The organism is Streptococcus oralis (assembly GCF_001075875.1).
Classification (GTDB): domain Bacteria; phylum Bacillota; class Bacilli; order Lactobacillales; family Streptococcaceae; genus Streptococcus; species Streptococcus oralis_I.
This window is the reverse complement of the sequence record NZ_JUOS01000010.1, coordinates 33,572-50,520: the sequence shown is the minus strand read 5'-3', so window position 1 is coordinate 50,520 and position 16,949 is coordinate 33,572. Positions and strand designations below refer to the sequence as shown.

General features: G+C 41.1%; 10 protein-coding genes. 8 read left to right on the top strand and 2 right to left on the bottom strand.

Going from position 1 to position 16,949, the window contains the following annotated elements; genetic code table 11:
- Window positions 1-185 precede the first annotated feature (185 nt).
- Window positions 186-416, bottom strand: coding sequence for a DUF1797 family protein (locus ADM33_RS00580; protein WP_000443576.1), 231 nt, complete (start codon window positions 414-416; stop codon window positions 186-188).
- A 195-nt stretch (window positions 417-611) separates the two neighbouring features.
- Here ADM33_RS00580 and ADM33_RS00575 point away from each other — a divergent pair, with 195 nt between their 5' ends.
- From ADM33_RS00575 to ADM33_RS00550, 6 genes are all read left to right on the top strand, one after another.
- The gene (locus ADM33_RS00575) at window positions 612-1,295 is read left to right on the top strand and encodes an amino acid ABC transporter permease (protein ID WP_049502722.1); all 684 of its coding nucleotides are present in this window, start codon (window positions 612-614) and stop codon (window positions 1,293-1,295) included.
- Window positions 1,295-2,029, top strand: coding sequence for an amino acid ABC transporter ATP-binding protein (locus ADM33_RS00570; RefSeq protein WP_049502721.1), 735 nt, complete (start codon window positions 1,295-1,297; stop codon window positions 2,027-2,029). The genes ADM33_RS00575 and ADM33_RS00570 overlap by 1 nt, the downstream gene beginning before the upstream one ends.
- 132 nt (window positions 2,030-2,161) lie before the next feature.
- Window positions 2,162-3,016 (top strand): bifunctional methylenetetrahydrofolate dehydrogenase/methenyltetrahydrofolate cyclohydrolase, encoded by an 855-nt coding sequence (locus tag ADM33_RS00565; protein WP_049502720.1) that lies wholly within the window; start codon window positions 2,162-2,164, stop codon window positions 3,014-3,016.
- Between the two features lie 238 nt (window positions 3,017-3,254).
- Complete coding sequence (locus ADM33_RS00560; protein WP_049502719.1) at window positions 3,255-11,102, top strand: SIALI-17 repeat-containing surface protein; 7,848 nt, start codon at window positions 3,255-3,257, stop codon at window positions 11,100-11,102.
- Window positions 11,103-11,229: 127 nt separating this feature from the next.
- Complete coding sequence (locus ADM33_RS00555) at window positions 11,230-12,054, top strand: hypothetical protein (RefSeq protein ID WP_049502718.1); 825 nt, start codon at window positions 11,230-11,232, stop codon at window positions 12,052-12,054.
- 3 nt (window positions 12,055-12,057) lie between these two features.
- A complete protein-coding gene (locus tag ADM33_RS00550; RefSeq protein WP_049502717.1) occupies window positions 12,058-12,906 on the top strand; it encodes an NAD(P)H-hydrate dehydratase in 849 nt (282 codons plus the stop codon).
- A 23-nt stretch (window positions 12,907-12,929) separates the two neighbouring features.
- On the opposite strand, the gene ADM33_RS00545 is transcribed toward ADM33_RS00550, so the two are convergent.
- Window positions 12,930-13,115, bottom strand: coding sequence for a hypothetical protein (locus ADM33_RS00545; RefSeq protein WP_049502716.1), 186 nt, complete (start codon window positions 13,113-13,115; stop codon window positions 12,930-12,932).
- Window positions 13,116-13,233: 118 nt separating this feature from the next.
- Here ADM33_RS00545 and ADM33_RS00540 point away from each other — a divergent pair, with 118 nt between their 5' ends.
- Window positions 13,234-15,687: a bifunctional DnaQ family exonuclease/ATP-dependent helicase gene (locus tag ADM33_RS00540; RefSeq protein ID WP_049502715.1), complete on the top strand. Its 2,454-nt coding sequence runs from the start codon at window positions 13,234-13,236 to the stop codon at window positions 15,685-15,687.
- A gap of 32 nt (window positions 15,688-15,719) precedes the next feature.
- Window positions 15,720-16,943: an FtsW/RodA/SpoVE family cell cycle protein gene (locus tag ADM33_RS00535; RefSeq protein ID WP_049502714.1), complete on the top strand. Its 1,224-nt coding sequence runs from the start codon at window positions 15,720-15,722 to the stop codon at window positions 16,941-16,943.
- The last annotated feature ends 6 nt before the right edge of the window (window positions 16,944-16,949 follow it).

Here is a 16,949-nt window from a genome sequence, read left to right as displayed (position 1 = left end):
AAAGGCGGTGGGACAGAAATCGATAGACAAAGTCTCGATTTCGTAGTCCCAGCCCCGCGAAGATGATTAGGAGTTTTAGGAGTCTAAAAGACGAACGAAAAGTCCAATCAGCTACCGCGTCAAAGTTTGATTGCTAATAAAAAGTGAGGTCGGGATCTTTTTTCCCAACCTCTGTATATCTATTATTAGTATAGAAGTTCGTAAATTTCCATCGCAATCAAGTCGATGCTGTCAAAAGTATATGTTTCACGAGCTTCAACATCACGAAGTGTAAAGATTGGGCCATTTTCTTCATCATGGTTAAAAGCAACTTCAGCTACAACAACTCCCTCGCGCTCAAAGTTACGTTTTAAGTTACCACCATCTTTTGTCATTGCTTCTAGGCGGTTGATGATTCTAACCAAATGTGATTCCATTTTGATTCTCCTCCATTTCTTATCGTTACTATTTTACCATAAAGAGTATCCACTTGACTAGAAAAAACTAAGATTTCTCGCTATTTCTGTTTTCTTTGAAATTTTATTGAAAATAAAAGGAAAAAGATTGCATTTTTATTCAAAACATGTTATACTCATACAAGTTTTAAGTTAGAATTAGAAAGTAGTGAATTTATGAATTTTTCTTTTTTACCTAAATATCTGCCATATTTTAATTATGGTGCTCTCGTAACGGTCTTGATTTCTGTTTTGGTTGTCTTTTTGGGGACAATTTTAGGGATAGTCTTGGCTTTTGCTCAACGTTCTAAAATGAAGCCCTTAGCTTGGCTTGCCAATATTTATATTTGGATTTTCCGTGGAACACCTATGATGGTACAGATCATGATTGCTTTTGCTCTTATGCACATCAATGCTCCTACAATTCAGATTGGAGTTTTGGGAGTTGATTTTTCACGTTTGATTCCAGGGATTATCATTATCTCTATGAATAGTGGTGCCTATGTATCAGAAACAGTTCGTGCTGGTATCAATGCAGTACCTAAAGGGCAATTAGAGGCGGCTTACTCTCTAGGGATTCGTCCTAAAAATGCTATGCGCTATGTCATCTTGCCACAGGCCATCAAGAATATCTTGCCAGCCTTGGGGAATGAGTTTATTACCATTATCAAGGATAGTTCACTCTTGTCAGCAATCGGTGTCATGGAATTGTGGAATGGAGCTACTACGGTGTCAACAACCACCTACTTACCTTTAACTCCACTCTTATTTGCAGCCTTTTACTACTTGATTATGACCTCTATCTTGACACTAGCCTTGAAAGCTTTTGAAAATCGTATGGGACAAGGAGAGAAAAAATAATGACTGAAACGCTTATAAAAATTGAAAACCTTCATAAAAATTTTGGGAAAAATGAAGTTTTAAAAGGAATTGATCTGGAGATTAAAAAGGGAGAAGTTGTGGTGATTATCGGACCGTCAGGTAGCGGGAAGTCAACCCTCCTTCGCTCCATGAATCTCCTCGAAGAAGCGACAAAAGGCAAGGTCATCTTTGAAGGAGTGGATATTACGGATAAGAAAAATGACCTCTTTGCCATGCGTGAAAAGATGGGAATGGTATTCCAACAGTTCAATCTCTTTCCAAATATGACAGTAATGGAAAACATCACGCTTTCTCCTATCAAGACCAAAGGGGAAAGTAAGGAAGTTGCTGAGAAGAGAGCCCATGAGCTTTTGGAAAAGGTTGGTTTACCAGATAAGGCAGATGCTTATCCACAAAGTTTGTCTGGTGGGCAGCAACAACGTATTGCTATTGCGCGTGGTCTTGCCATGGAACCAGATGTCCTACTTTTTGATGAACCGACTTCTGCCCTAGACCCAGAAATGGTAGGGGAAGTACTAGCGGTTATGCAAGAACTTGCTAAGTCAGGAATGACCATGGTCATCGTGACGCATGAGATGGGTTTTGCGCGTGAAGTGGCAGACCGCGTCATCTTTATGGCTGACGGTGTTGTTGTCGAAGATGGAACTCCAGAGCAAGTCTTTGAACAAACCCAAGAACAAAGAACCAAGGATTTTTTGAGTAAGGTTTTGTAAGAATATCATGAAAAGCTCCAAGTGGGCTTTTTCTTATAGTTTCAGACTATAAGGTCTCTTAGGTAAGAAGTGTTAGAGGGACAAGTGTTTTTTTGATATAATAGAAGATATTTGTTAGAAAAGAGAAAACACATGACACAGATTATTGATGGGAAGGCCTTGGCGGCTAAGTTACAGGGACAATTGGCTGAAAAGACTGCGAAATTGAAAGAAGAGACGGGATTGGTGCCTGGCTTAGTCGTTATTTTAGTTGGAGAAAATCCAGCCAGCCAAGTTTACGTTCGTAACAAGGAACGTTCAGCTATTGCAGCAGGATTCCAGAGTGAAGTTGTGCGAGTTCCTGAAACAATTACCCAAGAGGAATTGTTGGATTTGATTGCCAAATACAATCAAGATCCAGCTTGGCATGGGATTTTGGTTCAATTGCCTTTACCAAAACACATCGATGAAGAGGCTGTTCTACTAGCCATTGATCCAGAAAAGGATGTGGATGGTTTTCATCCGCTCAACATGGGACGCCTTTGGTCTGGTCACCCAGTTATGATTCCTTCAACTCCTGCTGGTATTATGGAAATGTTTCATGAGTATGGGATTGACTTAGAAGGTAAAAATGCTGTCGTTATTGGTCGTTCCAATATTGTTGGGAAACCCATGGCCCAGTTACTGTTGGCTAAGAATGCAACTGTAACCTTGACCCACTCTCGCACCCATAATTTAGCCCAAGTAGCTTCTAAAGCCGACATTCTTGTAGTAGCTATCGGTCGTGCCAAATTTGTGACTGCTGACTTTGTCAAACCTGGGGCTGTTGTTATTGATGTGGGGATGAACAGAGATGAAAATGGCAAACTCTGTGGAGATGTTGACTATGAGGCTGTTGCGCCAATCGCTAGTCATATCACGCCTGTACCTGGTGGAGTTGGGCCTATGACCATTACTATGCTAATGGAGCAAACTTATCAGGCTGCATTGCGTAGCTTGGATAGATAGAACAAGCATTTATTCTAGATAGTGAAGAAACAAGTTCTAAAAAGTGAACTTGTTTTTTTCTTGCACTTATTTTAATAAAATTACAGTAAAACTTCTACAAATTATTGAAAAAACTCTACTATTTTGATATATTAAAAGCATCAATATTTATATGGACAAAATAAGTAAGCGTCTAGAGGGAGGTTTATTTTTTGGAGTAAAATGTAATCGCTTACTAGAACATTGGAAAGGAACAATAATGGATAAGAGATTTTTTGAAAGACGGTGTCATTATAGTATTCGTAAATTTGCCATTGGTGCGGCTTCGGTTATGATTGGAGCTAGTATATTTGGTCTTCAGGTGGCTCAAGCTGCTGAAACTGAAACAACTAGTTCCAGCGAGGAAACAATTCATCAAGTTCAACCTTTAGATAAGCTTCCAGATGATCTTGCTGCGGCCATTGCAAAAGCTGAGCAAAATGGCCCACAAGATTCCGCTACTGAAGAAGAAAATGATGCGGTTGAACCAGCAAAACCAGTAACTGAAGAAAAGATGACTGAGGCTACAAATCCTAAGGAAGAAAAGGAAGCAGAAGTAGTTAGCCCTAAAAAAGACAAAGTTGAAAAAACTGAAAAACCTGCTACTGAAGTGGATGGGAAAGAGTCTACAGATTCAGAAGCAAGTTCTGACAAGCCAGCAGTTCGAGAAGAACATTCAGGTACACCTAATCAGAATAAACCTGTAACGGACGATAAAAGCAAGGAAGAAAAAGCTTCGGCAAGTGAATTGCCTCAAGCCACAAAAGAGAAGGAAAAAGAAGACCAACTTTTACAGGAAAGAAAACAAAATTTCAACAAAGACTGGTATTTTAAATTAAACGCTCAGGGTGATTTTTCTAAGAAAGATGTTGATGTTCATGACTGGTCTAAGTTGAACCTTCCTCATGACTGGAGTATCTATTTTGATTTTGATCACAAGTCTCCTGCTCGAAATGAAGGTGGTCAATTAAATGGTGGTACTGCCTGGTATCGTAAGACCTTCACGGTTGATGAAGCTGCCAAGGACAAAGACGTTCGTATTAATTTTGATGGAGTTTACATGGACTCTAAGGTTTATGTAAATGGCAAATTTGTAGGTCACTATCCAAGTGGTTATAATCATTTTTCATATGACATCACTGAATTTTTAAATAAAGATGGTAGTGAAAATACCATTGCGGTCCAAGTTACTAATAAGCAGCCAAGTAGTCGTTGGTACTCAGGAAGCGGTATCTATCGAGATGTGACTTTAAGCTATCGTGATAAGGTACAGGTGGCTGAAAATGGAAACCATATTACCACTCCAAAATTGGCTGAACAAAAAGATGGCAATGTTGAAACACAAATCCAAAGCAAGGTAAAAAACACTGCCAAGACTCTAGCTAAGGTATTTGTAGAACAACAGATTTTTACCAAAGAAGGTAGGGCTGTTTCAGATTTGGTTCGTTCTGTAACTAAGAGTCTAGCAGGAAATGAGACAGCTGACTTTAAACAAACGATTTTGGTTAATAAACCAACTCTCTGGACAACAAAAAGCTACCATCCTCAACTCTATGTTCTAAAAACCAAGGTTTATAATGACGGGCAGCTAGTTGATGTGACAGAAGATACTTTTGGTTATCGTTATTTCAACTGGACAGCCAAGGAAGGCTTCTCTCTTAATGGCGAGAGAATGAAATTCCATGGAGTTAGTATTCACCATGATAATGGAGCCTTGGGGGCAGAAGAAAACTATAAGGCAACCTACCGAAAATTAAAACTCCTAAAAGATATGGGAGTTAACTCTATCCGTACAACCCACAATCCAGCAAGTCCACAGTTGTTAGATGCTGCGGCTAGTTTAGGACTTTTGGTCCAAGAAGAAGCCTTTGATACTTGGTATCGTGGTAAGAAAACGTATGACTATGGACGTTTCTTTGACCAAGATGCAACTCACCCAGAAGCTAAGAAGGGTGAAAAGTGGTCTGATTTTGACCTCAGAACCATGGTCGAACGTGATAAAAATAATCCATCTATCGTTATGTGGTCACTCGGTAATGAAGTTGATGAGGCTGATGGTGGAGCTCGTTCACTAGAAACAGCCAAGCGTTTGAAAGCTATTATCAAAGCAATTGATACAGAGCGCTATGTGACTATGGGTGAAAATAAGTTCAGTCGTGCTTCTACAGGCTTGTTCTTAGAATTAGCAGCAATCATGGATGCTGTAGGTATGAACTATGGAGAGCGTTTTTACGATGCTGTTCGTAAAGCCCATCCAGACTGGTTGATCTACGGTTCTGAAACTTCTTCAGCAACTCGAACTCGAGATTCTTATTTTGATCCTGCTCATTTACTCTGGCACGACAATCGTCCAAATCGTCACTATGAACAATCAGACTATGGTAATGATCGTGTAGCCTGGGGTAGAACAGCTACTGAATCTTGGACCTTTGACCGTGATCGTGCTGGCTATGCAGGCCAGTTTATCTGGACTGGTTTCGACTATATCGGGGAACCTACACCATGGCATAATCAAGATAATACACCAGTGAAAAGCTCTTACTTTGGTATCATTGATACGGCAGGATTGCCTAAGAATGATTTCTATCTCTATCGCAGTGAGTGGTATAGTGCCAAAGAAAAACCAACTGTTCGTATCATGCCTCACTGGAATTGGACAGAAGAAACGCTCAAGGAACGTAATATGCTCATCAATGGCAAGGTTCCAGTTCGGACCTTCTCAAATGCCGCTAGCGTAGAATTGTTCTTGAATAACGAGTCCCTTGGTAAGAAAGAATTTGTTAAGAAAACAACTGAAGATGGGCGTCCTTATCACGAGGGAGCTAAACCAAGTGAATTGTATCTTGAGTGGTTGGTTGACTATAAACCAGGTACCTTAACTGCTATTGCTCGTGATGAAAATGGCAAAGAAATTGCGCGTGATAGTGTGACAACAGCAGGGGAACCAGCTAGAGTTCGACTCACCAAGGAAGAACATGTCATCACTGCAGACGGTAAAGATTTATCTTATATCTATTATGAAATCGTTGATGAAGATGGCAATGTTGTTCCAACAGCTAACAATCTTGTTCATTTCAATCTTCATGGGCAAGGACAAATTGTCGGTGTGGACAATGGAGAACAAGCTAGCCGTGAACGTTATAAAGCTCAGAAAGATGGTACATGGCAAAGAAAAGCCTTCAATGGTAAAGGTGTTGTCATTGTAAAATCTACTGAAAAAGAAGGTAAATTTACTCTATATGCGGATTCTGCAGGATTGGCTTCTGACAAGGCGACGGTTACAACTGTTTCAGGCAAAAAAGAAAATCGTCATTTTGTCGCTTTTGCCCCTGTGAAGGCGACTACAGATGTTAGCGAAAATCCTAAATTGCCAGAAACCGTGACAGCTATTTATAGCGATGGTAGTGTCGAAGAAAAAGCTGTGACTTGGGACATCCCAGATGATCTCCTTGCAAGTGCTGGTGATAAAAAAGTTCTTGGTAGTGTGGAAGGACTCGAAGCCAAGGCTGAAGCCCTTGTTAAGGTGGTTGCACTCGATAAGTGGTTGCCTAAGGTAGCAACAGTCCCAGTGGGAACAGCAGCAGAAGATTTGGATAAAACTGTAACGGCTGTTTTGTCAGATGGTAACTTGGTTGATGCGGATGTCGTTTCTTGGACCTTGAAAGATCCTGATGCCTTGAAAAAAGAAGGTGGACGTACTGAAGCAACTGGTAAATTGGAAGGCAATGACTACGAGGTGACAGCAACCTTTATCGCAAGTGATAAGGAAACAGAAAATACTGTTACAGGTCTCACTGTTGGTGACAAGGCTCTCGCTGACTTTGAGTCTGGAAAGACCTACTACCGAGTATCCCTTCCTTATACTGCTAAGATTCCAAATGTTGGTGCACAAACCACTGGCTATCAGGTAACAGTTCAACAAGCCTCAGCTGCCAATGATTATCAGGCTTCTGTATTTTTGAGTGACCAGAAGGGCGATTTGGCTCAAACTTATTTGATTCAGTTTGTGAAAGAAGCGCCTGCCTTGACACGCTTGGAAGTAAGCGTTGAAGGAAAAGAGACTGCAACAGAAGACCAAGTTCTCCCTTATCATGTCATTGGGCACTACGAAGATGGTACACAAACTGAATTTTCGGCGTCAGATATCCATTTGGAAGTTAAGTCAGCTGATGGTGCTCATCTTGAGGTGAATGGTCAGAACTTGCTTCTTTACAAGAAAGGTAGTGTAACCCTCACTCCTCGTATTGACAATCAAACTGATAAGACTCAGTCTGTAGCAACTGAACTTGTGATTAAAGAAAATACAGTAGACAAGAAAATTGTCAAGCTACATCCTGTTTCTATCTCTACAGATATCAATCAGCAACCGAATTTGCCTGATCAAATCGGAGCAGAATTTGATAAGGGCTTGCCTCGTAAGGTAGCTGTAACTTGGGATAAGGTAGATGCCAAAGAACTTGGTTACTATCATAGCTTTACCCTTAAAGGTCATGTCGAAGGTACAGATATTGAAGCTGTAGCAAATGTAACTGTTGAAGGTTTGCAGGTTGCAGAAGAAATCAGTTTAACACTACCTAAGGGTGAAACTGTTCAATTGCCAGCTAACGTACGTGCCTACCATTCTAATGGAACAACTGTCTATAAAGATGTCCTTTGGGACAAGGTTCCTGAAAACTTTAGTCAGACTGAAGGTATCTATGAAATCAAGGGTCAATTAGTGGGTAGCCATCTAACTACCAAGGCCCATGTCCGTGTTTCTAGTCAAGTTGTTGCTGGAAATAATATCTCTAAACAGTGGACTGGTTCTCAATTGCCAGCTGCTATTGTATCCAATACGGGTGGTGATGATTCGGCAAGTACCCTGAACGACTTGACAGTTTCAAGAGCCAATACAGATGTTAAGAATCGATGGACTACATGGCAAACAGGCACAGATAATGATTGGGCGTCTATCTTGTTTGGTAATTCAGGTGATTTGACCAAACGATTTGTCGATAATCTTTCCGTTGATTTCTACACAGACGGAGCTATCGGACTTCCAAAAGAATATGTCATCGAATACTATGTCGGTCAAGAAGTTCCAGATCTTCCAAACGATGTCAATCATGCTCAAGGAGATACCAAGCATCCATTTAACAATGCTGCCAACTGGAAAGAGGTTGAACATCTCAAAGCTCCTGGACAATTATCTGCAGGTCAAACAAACCACTTTACATTTGATAAGGTTGAAACTTATGCTGTTCGTATGCGTATGAAGAAGGCAGATGGAAAGGCTGGTATTGGTTTAACAGAAATCACTATCTTAGGAAGTAAGGTTCCAAGTGCTACCAGCTCAGAAATTTCTATCCAAGTAGATGGCAAGAAGCTCGAACATTTCAATCCATCTAAGACAGATTATTATATTCCTCAAGCAAGCAAGGAAATCACTGCCACAGCCAGCAACAACGGTTTGGTAACGGTTGTTCCTGCAACAAGTGAAAAAGGTGCGACACGTCTTATTTTGAAAGCTGAGGATGGAACTGTTCTTAAAGAATATCGTATCTTCCGTGATGACGAAAAAGAGTCAACACAACCAGTAGCTGCGGAAAATAGTGCCCAGACCTTGAATGTTGGCGATCAGCTTCAATTGCCTGCCGAAGTAACAGTCTACTATCCATCACAAGATGGCTGGGTTAAAGCTAACCTTGCTGTCCAATGGGATGCAATTCCAGAACATGCGACTGCCCAAGAAGGTAACTTTGAAGTGCTTGGTCATGTTCTAGGAACAGACTTAACAACCAAGATGCAAGTAACAGTTGTTACAAAAGGTAATCAAGTTATCTCAGAAAATCCAAGCAATAATGCGACAGATTCTAAAGCCTTTGCGTCTACTACAAATGATACACAAGCAGCTTCTCGGGATAAAATTTTCTATATCAACGATGGTCACTTTAACGAAGATGGACGTTGGACTAACTGGTCTCGTACTCCGAAAGACCAAGAAACATCTGTGGGAATTCTCTTTAAGAAGAATGGTCAGATTACACCTCAGTCTGTTGGAAAAGTAGCTATTCAGTTCTTTAAAGACAGTGGAACAGACGCACCAGCGACAATGGTATTAGAAAAATATGTTGGCCCTGCCTATACAGAACCAAGTACCATTTCTCGTTATGAAGAAAATGCGGATCATCCATTTAATAAGGCAGAAAACTGGCAAGAAATTCCTTATAAAGCATCTGGAGAAATCGTGGCTGGTAAACCAATCGAATTTACCTTTGATCCAATTCAGACAACAGCTATTCGAGCACGCATGACTCGTAAATCTACAACTAATGGTCTAGCAATGGTCGAATTTAGTGCTTACTCTCCTGCTAAAGCAAACGATGTGGAAACTCCTTCAGTGACTATTTCGGTTGCTGGAAAAGCATTGGAAAACTTTGATCCTGCGGTTTCAGATTATACAGTGAACTTAAATGGCACTAAACCACAGGTGACTGCTCAAGCAAGTGGTCACGGTGTGACAACGGTTGTTGAGTCTAGTCAGGATAACCTTCCTAGCCTTGTTCGTCTTCTTGCTAAGGATGGTAGTCTTGTCAAGGAATATCGTATTCACTTTAAGCCTAGTCACCGTATTGTTCCTGAAGAAGGCGACCAAAGTCCTGTTCTCGAACGACCAAGTTTAGAGGTTGTCAAGACTGAAATTCCATTTAAGGAAATTATTCGTGAAAACAATGACTTAGCGCAAGATGAGCGTCGTGTAATCTCAGAAGGTAAGAAGGGTGAAAGAGTTGATTATGTTGAGGTTCTAGGTTCTAACCGTACCACTGTTCATACAGATACGACTGAGGCGCAAGATCGAGTTGTTGAAGTTAAGGTCAAACCAGCCATTACTACAAGTAAGGGTGATGAGCCAGCACCAGTAGTAGAAGTACCAGAATTCAAGGGTGGAGTCAATGCTGCAGAAGCAGCTAAGCATGAGTTGCCAGAATACACAGATGCAATCGGGACAGCAGGTGATGAGCCAGCACCAGTAGTAGAAGTTCCAGAATTTGAAGGTGGTGTCAATGCAGTAGAAGCCGCTAAGAATGAATTGCCAGAATACACAGATGCAATCGGCACGGTAGGTGACGAACCAGCACCAGTAGTAGAAGTCCCAGAATTTAAGGGTGGTGTCAATGCAGTAGAAGCCGCTAAGCAAGAGTTACCAGAATACACAGATGCAATTGGCACAGTAGGCGACGAACCAGCACCAGTAGTAGAAGTACCAGAATTTGAAGGTGGTGTCAATGCAGTAGAAGCTGCTAAAAACGAGTTGCCAGAATACACAGAGGCAATCGGCACAGTAGGCGACGAGCTAGCTCCAGTAGTAGAAATCCCAGAATTCAAGGGTGGTGTCAATGCAGTAGAGGCAGCTAAGAATGAAGTCCCAGAATTTACAGGTGGCGTCAATGCTCTAGAAGCCGCTAAGAATGAATTACCAGAATACACAGGAACAGTGGCTACAGCTGGAAATGAGCCTGCACCAAGTCTTGTTAAACCAGCCGAAGAGGTCCGAATCTTGACTGATAAGGAAACTGGAGTTCTGGTAGCAGGGCTAACTACAGAGTTATCTAAAGACCTCAAGCTTCAAGTTCAAAAGGTTCTACGTCAAGAATTAGCTGGTAAGCACTACGATGCTTATCAAGTGAAATTGCTGGATAAGGACAACCAAGAAGTTGAACTCAAAGGCGCTGTCCTAGTGAGATTACCAGTCAAGGGACAGGTTCAAGGAGTTTATCACATGAGCTTAGATCAAGGCTTACAGGTTCAAAAGGTGACGCTAGTAGGTGACATGGTTGAATTTGTCACCAAAGATCTAGGACTTTATGCGATTGTCTATAAAGAACAAAACCAAGAACCAGTAAAACCAGTAGAACAAGCTCATGGGCCAGCAGTTAAGGGAGAAAACTTTGAAAATGCTTCAGAGAAAGTAGATTCAGCAAGACTTCCAGAAACAGGTGAAAGTCGATCTGATACAGCTGCCTTCCTAGCAAGTCTCAGTCTTGTTTTATCAGTGGCTTTACTAACAGTTAAACGTAAAGAAAAATAAGGACTGATAACTCCCAGCTCTAAAAAACTAATTATTATAAATAAAGGAGAAGATAGCATAGTCTTCTCCTTTATTAATTGGGTAGTGAGGTGTATAATGAAGGTAAGAGAATGTGAGGAGAAGGACCATGCTTGTAAAAGTTTGTAATGCAGATTTTAGTCTTCAGTGGGATGGGATGTATCAATTTGCTCTTGAAAACTATCCTCAGATTCAAAAATGGGAATTGGAGAAGCTAGCAAAGTTTATTGCTTACGAACAGGATCATCATCGTCAGACAATTATGGAATGTGAGGATCTTGAATTAAATATACAAATTCATGATTACTTGCAAGAGCACAGCTATTTTCCTCCATACAGGCCAAGTCATCGCCTTGTAGCTTCTACCTATGATATCCAGAGGAAGTTGGTTACTTCAGATTATTGTAGTCATACTTGTACAGTTGAAGTGGCTCAGGCTATTTTTCAGACTGGAAAACTCATGTCAGCGGTTAAAGTATTTGGTAAAAGTGGGGCTGAGCTAGTTACAGATAGTCGTAATGCAGCTTCTGATCTAGCAGACTATTTTGACTATATTATGTTCGGATGGTCTAATACGTCTTCGGGTTACCGACTCGCAATGGAGCGTTTGTTAGAACGGGCACCGTCTGAGGAGGAATTGCAAGAAAAGTTCATTCCTGGCGTTAGTTTTCATTTTCTGTATGAAGAATTAATTCAAGCGCCAGGTTATATCTTTGATGGCTATCATGTTGCGAAGGTAAGAGATAGTTTAGATTTGGATACCTTTCTTCATTTGTGTGTTATTCCTTCAAAAGATAAGGCTTGTTTTGAAGGTTTGATTCCTTGTCAATTACAAGATAGAGTGATTTACCTAGACTATGAGGGAGAAGGGTTACAGGCTTGGAATACCAAGGTTAATCAAGTACTACATGGTAAGGATAAATTGAAGGAGTAGCTTATGAAAGAGATTGATCAAGCTCTACTGAAAAAAGTGATCATCGAGCGTTCTCGTTCTAGTCATAAGGGAGACTACGGGCGTCTTCTCTTGATTGGAGGGACTTATCCCTATGGGGGAGCGATTGTTATGGCTGCCTTAGGGGCTGTTAAAAGTGGCGCAGGATTGGTGACAGTAGCAACGGATAAGGAGAATATTCCAGCTCTGCATAGCCATCTGCCAGAGGCTATGGCTTTTGACCTTGATGATAAGCAATTACTGGAGCAACAGTTGAAGAAAGCAAGTGTTGTCTTGGTTGGACCTGGATTAGTGGATGATGAGCGTGGAGAACAGCTTCTCCAAACAGTTTTTTTTCATTTAAATCAAGACCAGACTCTCATACTGGATGGTGGTGCCTTATCCATTTTTGCGAAGACGGGAATGAAATTTCCCAAAGCCCATCTAGTTTTAACTCCTCACCAGAGGGAATGGCAAGTCTTGTCAGGCTTAGATTTGGATTCCCAAGGAAGCAAGGAAACAGGAGATGCTTTGAAGGGCTTTCCTTCAGAAACGATTTTAGTCCAAAAAGGTCCAGCTACTCGAATCTGGCAAGCCGGGCATGCTGATTTTTATCAGCTGGGTGTTGGCGGTCCCTATCAGGCAACTGGCGGCATGGGGGATACTCTGGCTGGGATGATCGCTGGCTTTGCAGGCCAATTTCCCCAAGCAAGTCTCTATGAAAGAGTGACGGTAGCGACCTATTTACATTCAGCAATTGCTCAGGAACTAGCTGAGGACAATTATGTCGTCATGCCAACTACGATTAGTCAACATATCCCAGCATTCATGAAGAAAATACAAAAAGACACCTGAGGTTTTCAGGTGCCTTTTAAGGATTAGAAGAGTCCTTTGACCTTATCAACAAGATTACCGATTTCTTCTGAACCTGAAATCAAGCTTTGAGCTTGATTAAGGTATTCACCGAGTTGATCCTTATTTTCTTCGACAAAGGTTTTTGCAGCAGTCAAATCTTTTTTCTCGATTAGCTCTTTTACTTGATTAAACAAATCTAATGGGTTCATGATTTCCCTCCTTTTCTAAACTTCTATTCAATCATTTTTTAGAAAAACTTGCAAGAAACTTGACCCTTCCAATAAAGTTCATGGATGTCAAATTGTGTAAATTTTGATATAATTTTTAATGATGACTTTTAGAAATGATCGGTACGTGGTCGTGGATTTAGAGGCGACCAGTACCGGAAGCAAGGCAAAAATTATCCAAGTGGGAATCGTGGTCATTGAAAATGGCGAGATTGTTGAACAATTTGCAACGGATGTCAATCCCCACGAACCCTTGGATTCTCATATCAAAGAATTAACGGGCTTGACCGATCAGCGACTAGCAGAGGCACCGGAATTTTCTCAGGTGGCTGGAAAAATTTTTGACTTGGTCAAGGACGGTGTTTTTGTTGCGCACAATGTCCAGTTCGATGCCAATTTGTTGGCAGAATTTCTCTTTTTTGAGGGCTATGAATTGCGCACTCCTCGTATCGATACAGTCGAGTTGGCCCAGGTATTTTATCCTCAGCTTGAAAAATACAATCTGGGGATTCTCTGTCAAGAGTTGGGAATTTCACTAGAAAAAGCCCATACTGCCCTATCAGATGCCCAAGCAACAGCAGAGCTCTTTCTTTGTATGCGACAAAAAATGTTTCAACTACCTAAAGGCTTGTTGGAGCGCTTATTGAGTTTATCAGACAGCTTACTCTATGAATCTTACCTAGTCATCGAGGAAGTTTATCAAAAACAGTCTCTCCTCGTTGAGCATGATTTGGTAGAAGTGCAAGGTTTATTTTTAAGAAAAGAAAAGCCAGCCCTTTCTCCACGTAAACTATCTAAAGATTTCCAAACCAATATTGCCTTGTTGGATTTGGAAGATAGAGCCTCGCAAGCTAGCTTTGCTCAAAAGGTTCAAGATTTTCTACAGAATGAGAAAATTGCTTTTGTGCAAGCTCAGACTGGAATTGGGAAAACCTACGGCTATCTCCTTCCAGCCTTATCACTAGAAAACGAAAAAGGAATCCTTCTCAGTGTTCCTACTAAAGTTCTACAAAATCAAGTGATGCAAGAAGAGGCTCGTAGATTGGAAGAGGTCTTTCACCTTACGATTCATAGTCTTAAAGGACCCCAGAATTATCTAAAACTAGATGCCTTTCATGCAGCACTAGAGGAAGAAGAGTCCAATCGCTTGTACACTCGTTTCAAGATGCAACTCCTGGTTTGGTTGACCGAAACAGAAACTGGAGATTTGGATGAGATTGGTCAGCTTTATCGCTACCAGCAATTTTTACCAAACTTGGTACATGATGGGAATCTTCCCAAAGCTTCTCTCTTTTGGTTAGAGGATTTTTGGAGGCGGGGGCAGAAAAAAGCTCGCTCTTGCCAGCTACTTGTGACAAATCATGCTTATCTCGTTACCCGACTTGAGGATGATCCCAGTCTACTAGAGGGCCGTCTCTTGATTTTGGATGAGGCCCAGAAGATCTTACTAACTTTGGAAAGTCTTTTACAAAAGAGTTTCGTTTTAAATGACATAGTAGACCAGCTAGATCAAGCTCTAGTTCGAGAAGAAGGGACGCTTCAGAGACGCTTGATGGAGAGTATTCGCTTTGAGCTTTGTCATTTGATGGACCAGTTCCTATCTGGCAAACGAAGAATGTGCCCAGCGACAACAATGGCACAACTCCAACAGGATTTCTCAGAGTTAGAAGTTCAAAGTTTCCGGGATTGTCAGCGATTTTTCTGCACTGATGGAGAATTTTGGCTATCAGCCTCAGACTTGTCTAGCAAGAAGGTTGTCATTTCTTCCAGTCGCAATCAACGTCTGCTCTTTTCGGAGATCTTTCCAGAGAGTTGTCAACTCTTAGCTGTCTCTGCAACCTTGGAAATTAGTAGCAGAGTATCTTTACCAGAACTAATGGGATTCCCGCATGCAACCTTTGACAGACTGGATGAGAATTTTCAAGAAAATCAAGAAATTTTGGTTGTTAAGGATTTTCCATTGGTGACTGAAACCTCTCAAGAAGACTATGCTCATGCTCTTGTAGAAGTGCTGGAAGATTTGTCTTATCTTGAAGAGCCTATGCTTGTTTTATTCACCTCAAAAGACCTTTTGTTGCAGGTATCAGATTCTTTATCTCTTTCTCATTTAGCCCAGTATAAGAACGGAGATCCGGCTCAACTCAAGAAACGATTTGAAAGAGGAGACTCTCAACTCTTACTAGGGACAGGAAGTTTTTGGGAGGGAGTTGATTTTGCAACTCACCCTCGAGTGATTGAAGTGGTGACACGCCTGCCCTTTCAAAATCCAGAAGATCCTTTTACGAAAAAAATGAATCAGGAACTGCGTCTTGAAGGGAAAAATCCTTTCTACGACTATCAACTTCCTATGGCTATTATTCGCCTCAAACAAGCAATTGGTAGAACCATGCGTCGTCTTGGACAGCGCTCATCTGTCCTTATCTTGGATAGCCGAATGACAAGCAAACGATATGGAAAGCAGATTAGCAAGGCCTTGTCACAGACTAGTCGAGTGAGAGAAGTTGGCAAAGAGCAAGTATTCTCAAAAGTTCAAGAATTTTTACACAAAAAATAAAATAAACATCTGAAAGAATGAAGGAGACCTTTATGAAACGTTCTCTCGACTCTCGGGTCGATTATAGTTTGATTTTACCAGTATTCTGTTTGCTGGTGATTGGAGTGGTAGCTATTTACATAGCTGTCAGCCATGACTATCCTCAAAATATTTGGCCTATTCTCGGTCAGCAACTTGCATGGATCGTCTTGGGAATTATCATAAGCTTTGTAGTCATGTTCTTCAATACAAAATTTTTATGGCAGGCGACTCCCTATCTCTACGCCCTAGGTCTAGTCCTTATGGTTTTACCCTTGATTTTTTACAATCCTAATTTAGTGGCAGCAACAGGGGCTAAAAACTGGGTGTCAATTGGAGGAGTGACACTTTTCCAACCTTCCGAATTCATGAAAATTTCCTATATTTTGATCTTGGCTCGGGTCGTTGTCCAATTCACACAAAAATATAAGGAAAAAGAACGAACGATTGCATTAGACTTTCACTTGATATTGTGGTTGATTGTCTTCACACTACCAGTCTTAGTTTTACTGGCCTTGCAGAGTGACTTAGGAACGGCTTTGGTCTTTGTCGCCATCTTTGCTGGACTCGTCTTGCTTTCTGGGGTATCATGGAAAATTATCATTCCAATTTTTGCGACAGTTGTATCAGGAATTGCAGGTTTTTTGGCAATTTTTATCACAAAAGATGGGCGTGCCTTTATGCATCAGATCGGGATGCCAACCTATCAGATCAACCGTATCCTTGCTTGGCTCAATCCCTTTGATTATGCACAAACGACCACCTATCAACAGGCCCAAGGGCAAATCGCCATCGGAAGTGGAGGCTTATTTGGTCAAGGATTTAATGTATCCAATCTCCTTATTCCCGTTCGTGAGAGTGATATGATTTTTACAGTTATTGCAGAAGATTTTGGTTTTATCGGCTCTGTCCTTGTAATTGCACTTTATCTCCTACTTATCTATCGAATGTTAAAAATCACTCTCAAGTCCAATAACCAATTTTATACCTACATTTCAACTGGCTTTATTATGATGCTCTTGTTCCATATCTTTGAAAATATCGGTGCAGTGACAGGCCTCCTTCCTTTGACAGGGATTCCTCTGCCATTCATTTCCCAAGGGGGATCAGCCATTATCAGTAATCTGATTGGTGTTGGATTGCTTCTATCGATGAGTTATCAAACGCATCTAGCCGAAGAAAAGAGCGGTAAGACAAGATTTAAACGGAAGAAAGTTGTATTGAAAAAAGTTAAATAAGGAGTA

Coding starts and splice junctions, on each gene's coding strand:
- ADM33_RS00580 (WP_000443576.1), bottom strand. CDS start 416: ATGGAATCACATTTGGTTAGAATCATCAACCGCCTAGAAGCAATGACA.
- ADM33_RS00575 (WP_049502722.1), top strand. CDS start 612: ATGAATTTTTCTTTTTTACCTAAATATCTGCCATATTTTAATTATGGT.
- ADM33_RS00570 (WP_049502721.1), top strand. CDS start 1,295: ATGACTGAAACGCTTATAAAAATTGAAAACCTTCATAAAAATTTTGGG.
- ADM33_RS00565 (WP_049502720.1), top strand. CDS start 2,162: ATGACACAGATTATTGATGGGAAGGCCTTGGCGGCTAAGTTACAGGGA.
- ADM33_RS00560 (WP_049502719.1), top strand. CDS start 3,255: ATGGATAAGAGATTTTTTGAAAGACGGTGTCATTATAGTATTCGTAAA.
- ADM33_RS00555 (WP_049502718.1), top strand. CDS start 11,230: ATGCTTGTAAAAGTTTGTAATGCAGATTTTAGTCTTCAGTGGGATGGG.
- ADM33_RS00550 (WP_049502717.1), top strand. CDS start 12,058: ATGAAAGAGATTGATCAAGCTCTACTGAAAAAAGTGATCATCGAGCGT.
- ADM33_RS00545 (WP_049502716.1), bottom strand. CDS start 13,115: ATGAACCCATTAGATTTGTTTAATCAAGTAAAAGAGCTAATCGAGAAA.
- ADM33_RS00540 (WP_049502715.1), top strand. CDS start 13,234: ATGATGACTTTTAGAAATGATCGGTACGTGGTCGTGGATTTAGAGGCG.
- ADM33_RS00535 (WP_049502714.1), top strand. CDS start 15,720: ATGAAACGTTCTCTCGACTCTCGGGTCGATTATAGTTTGATTTTACCA.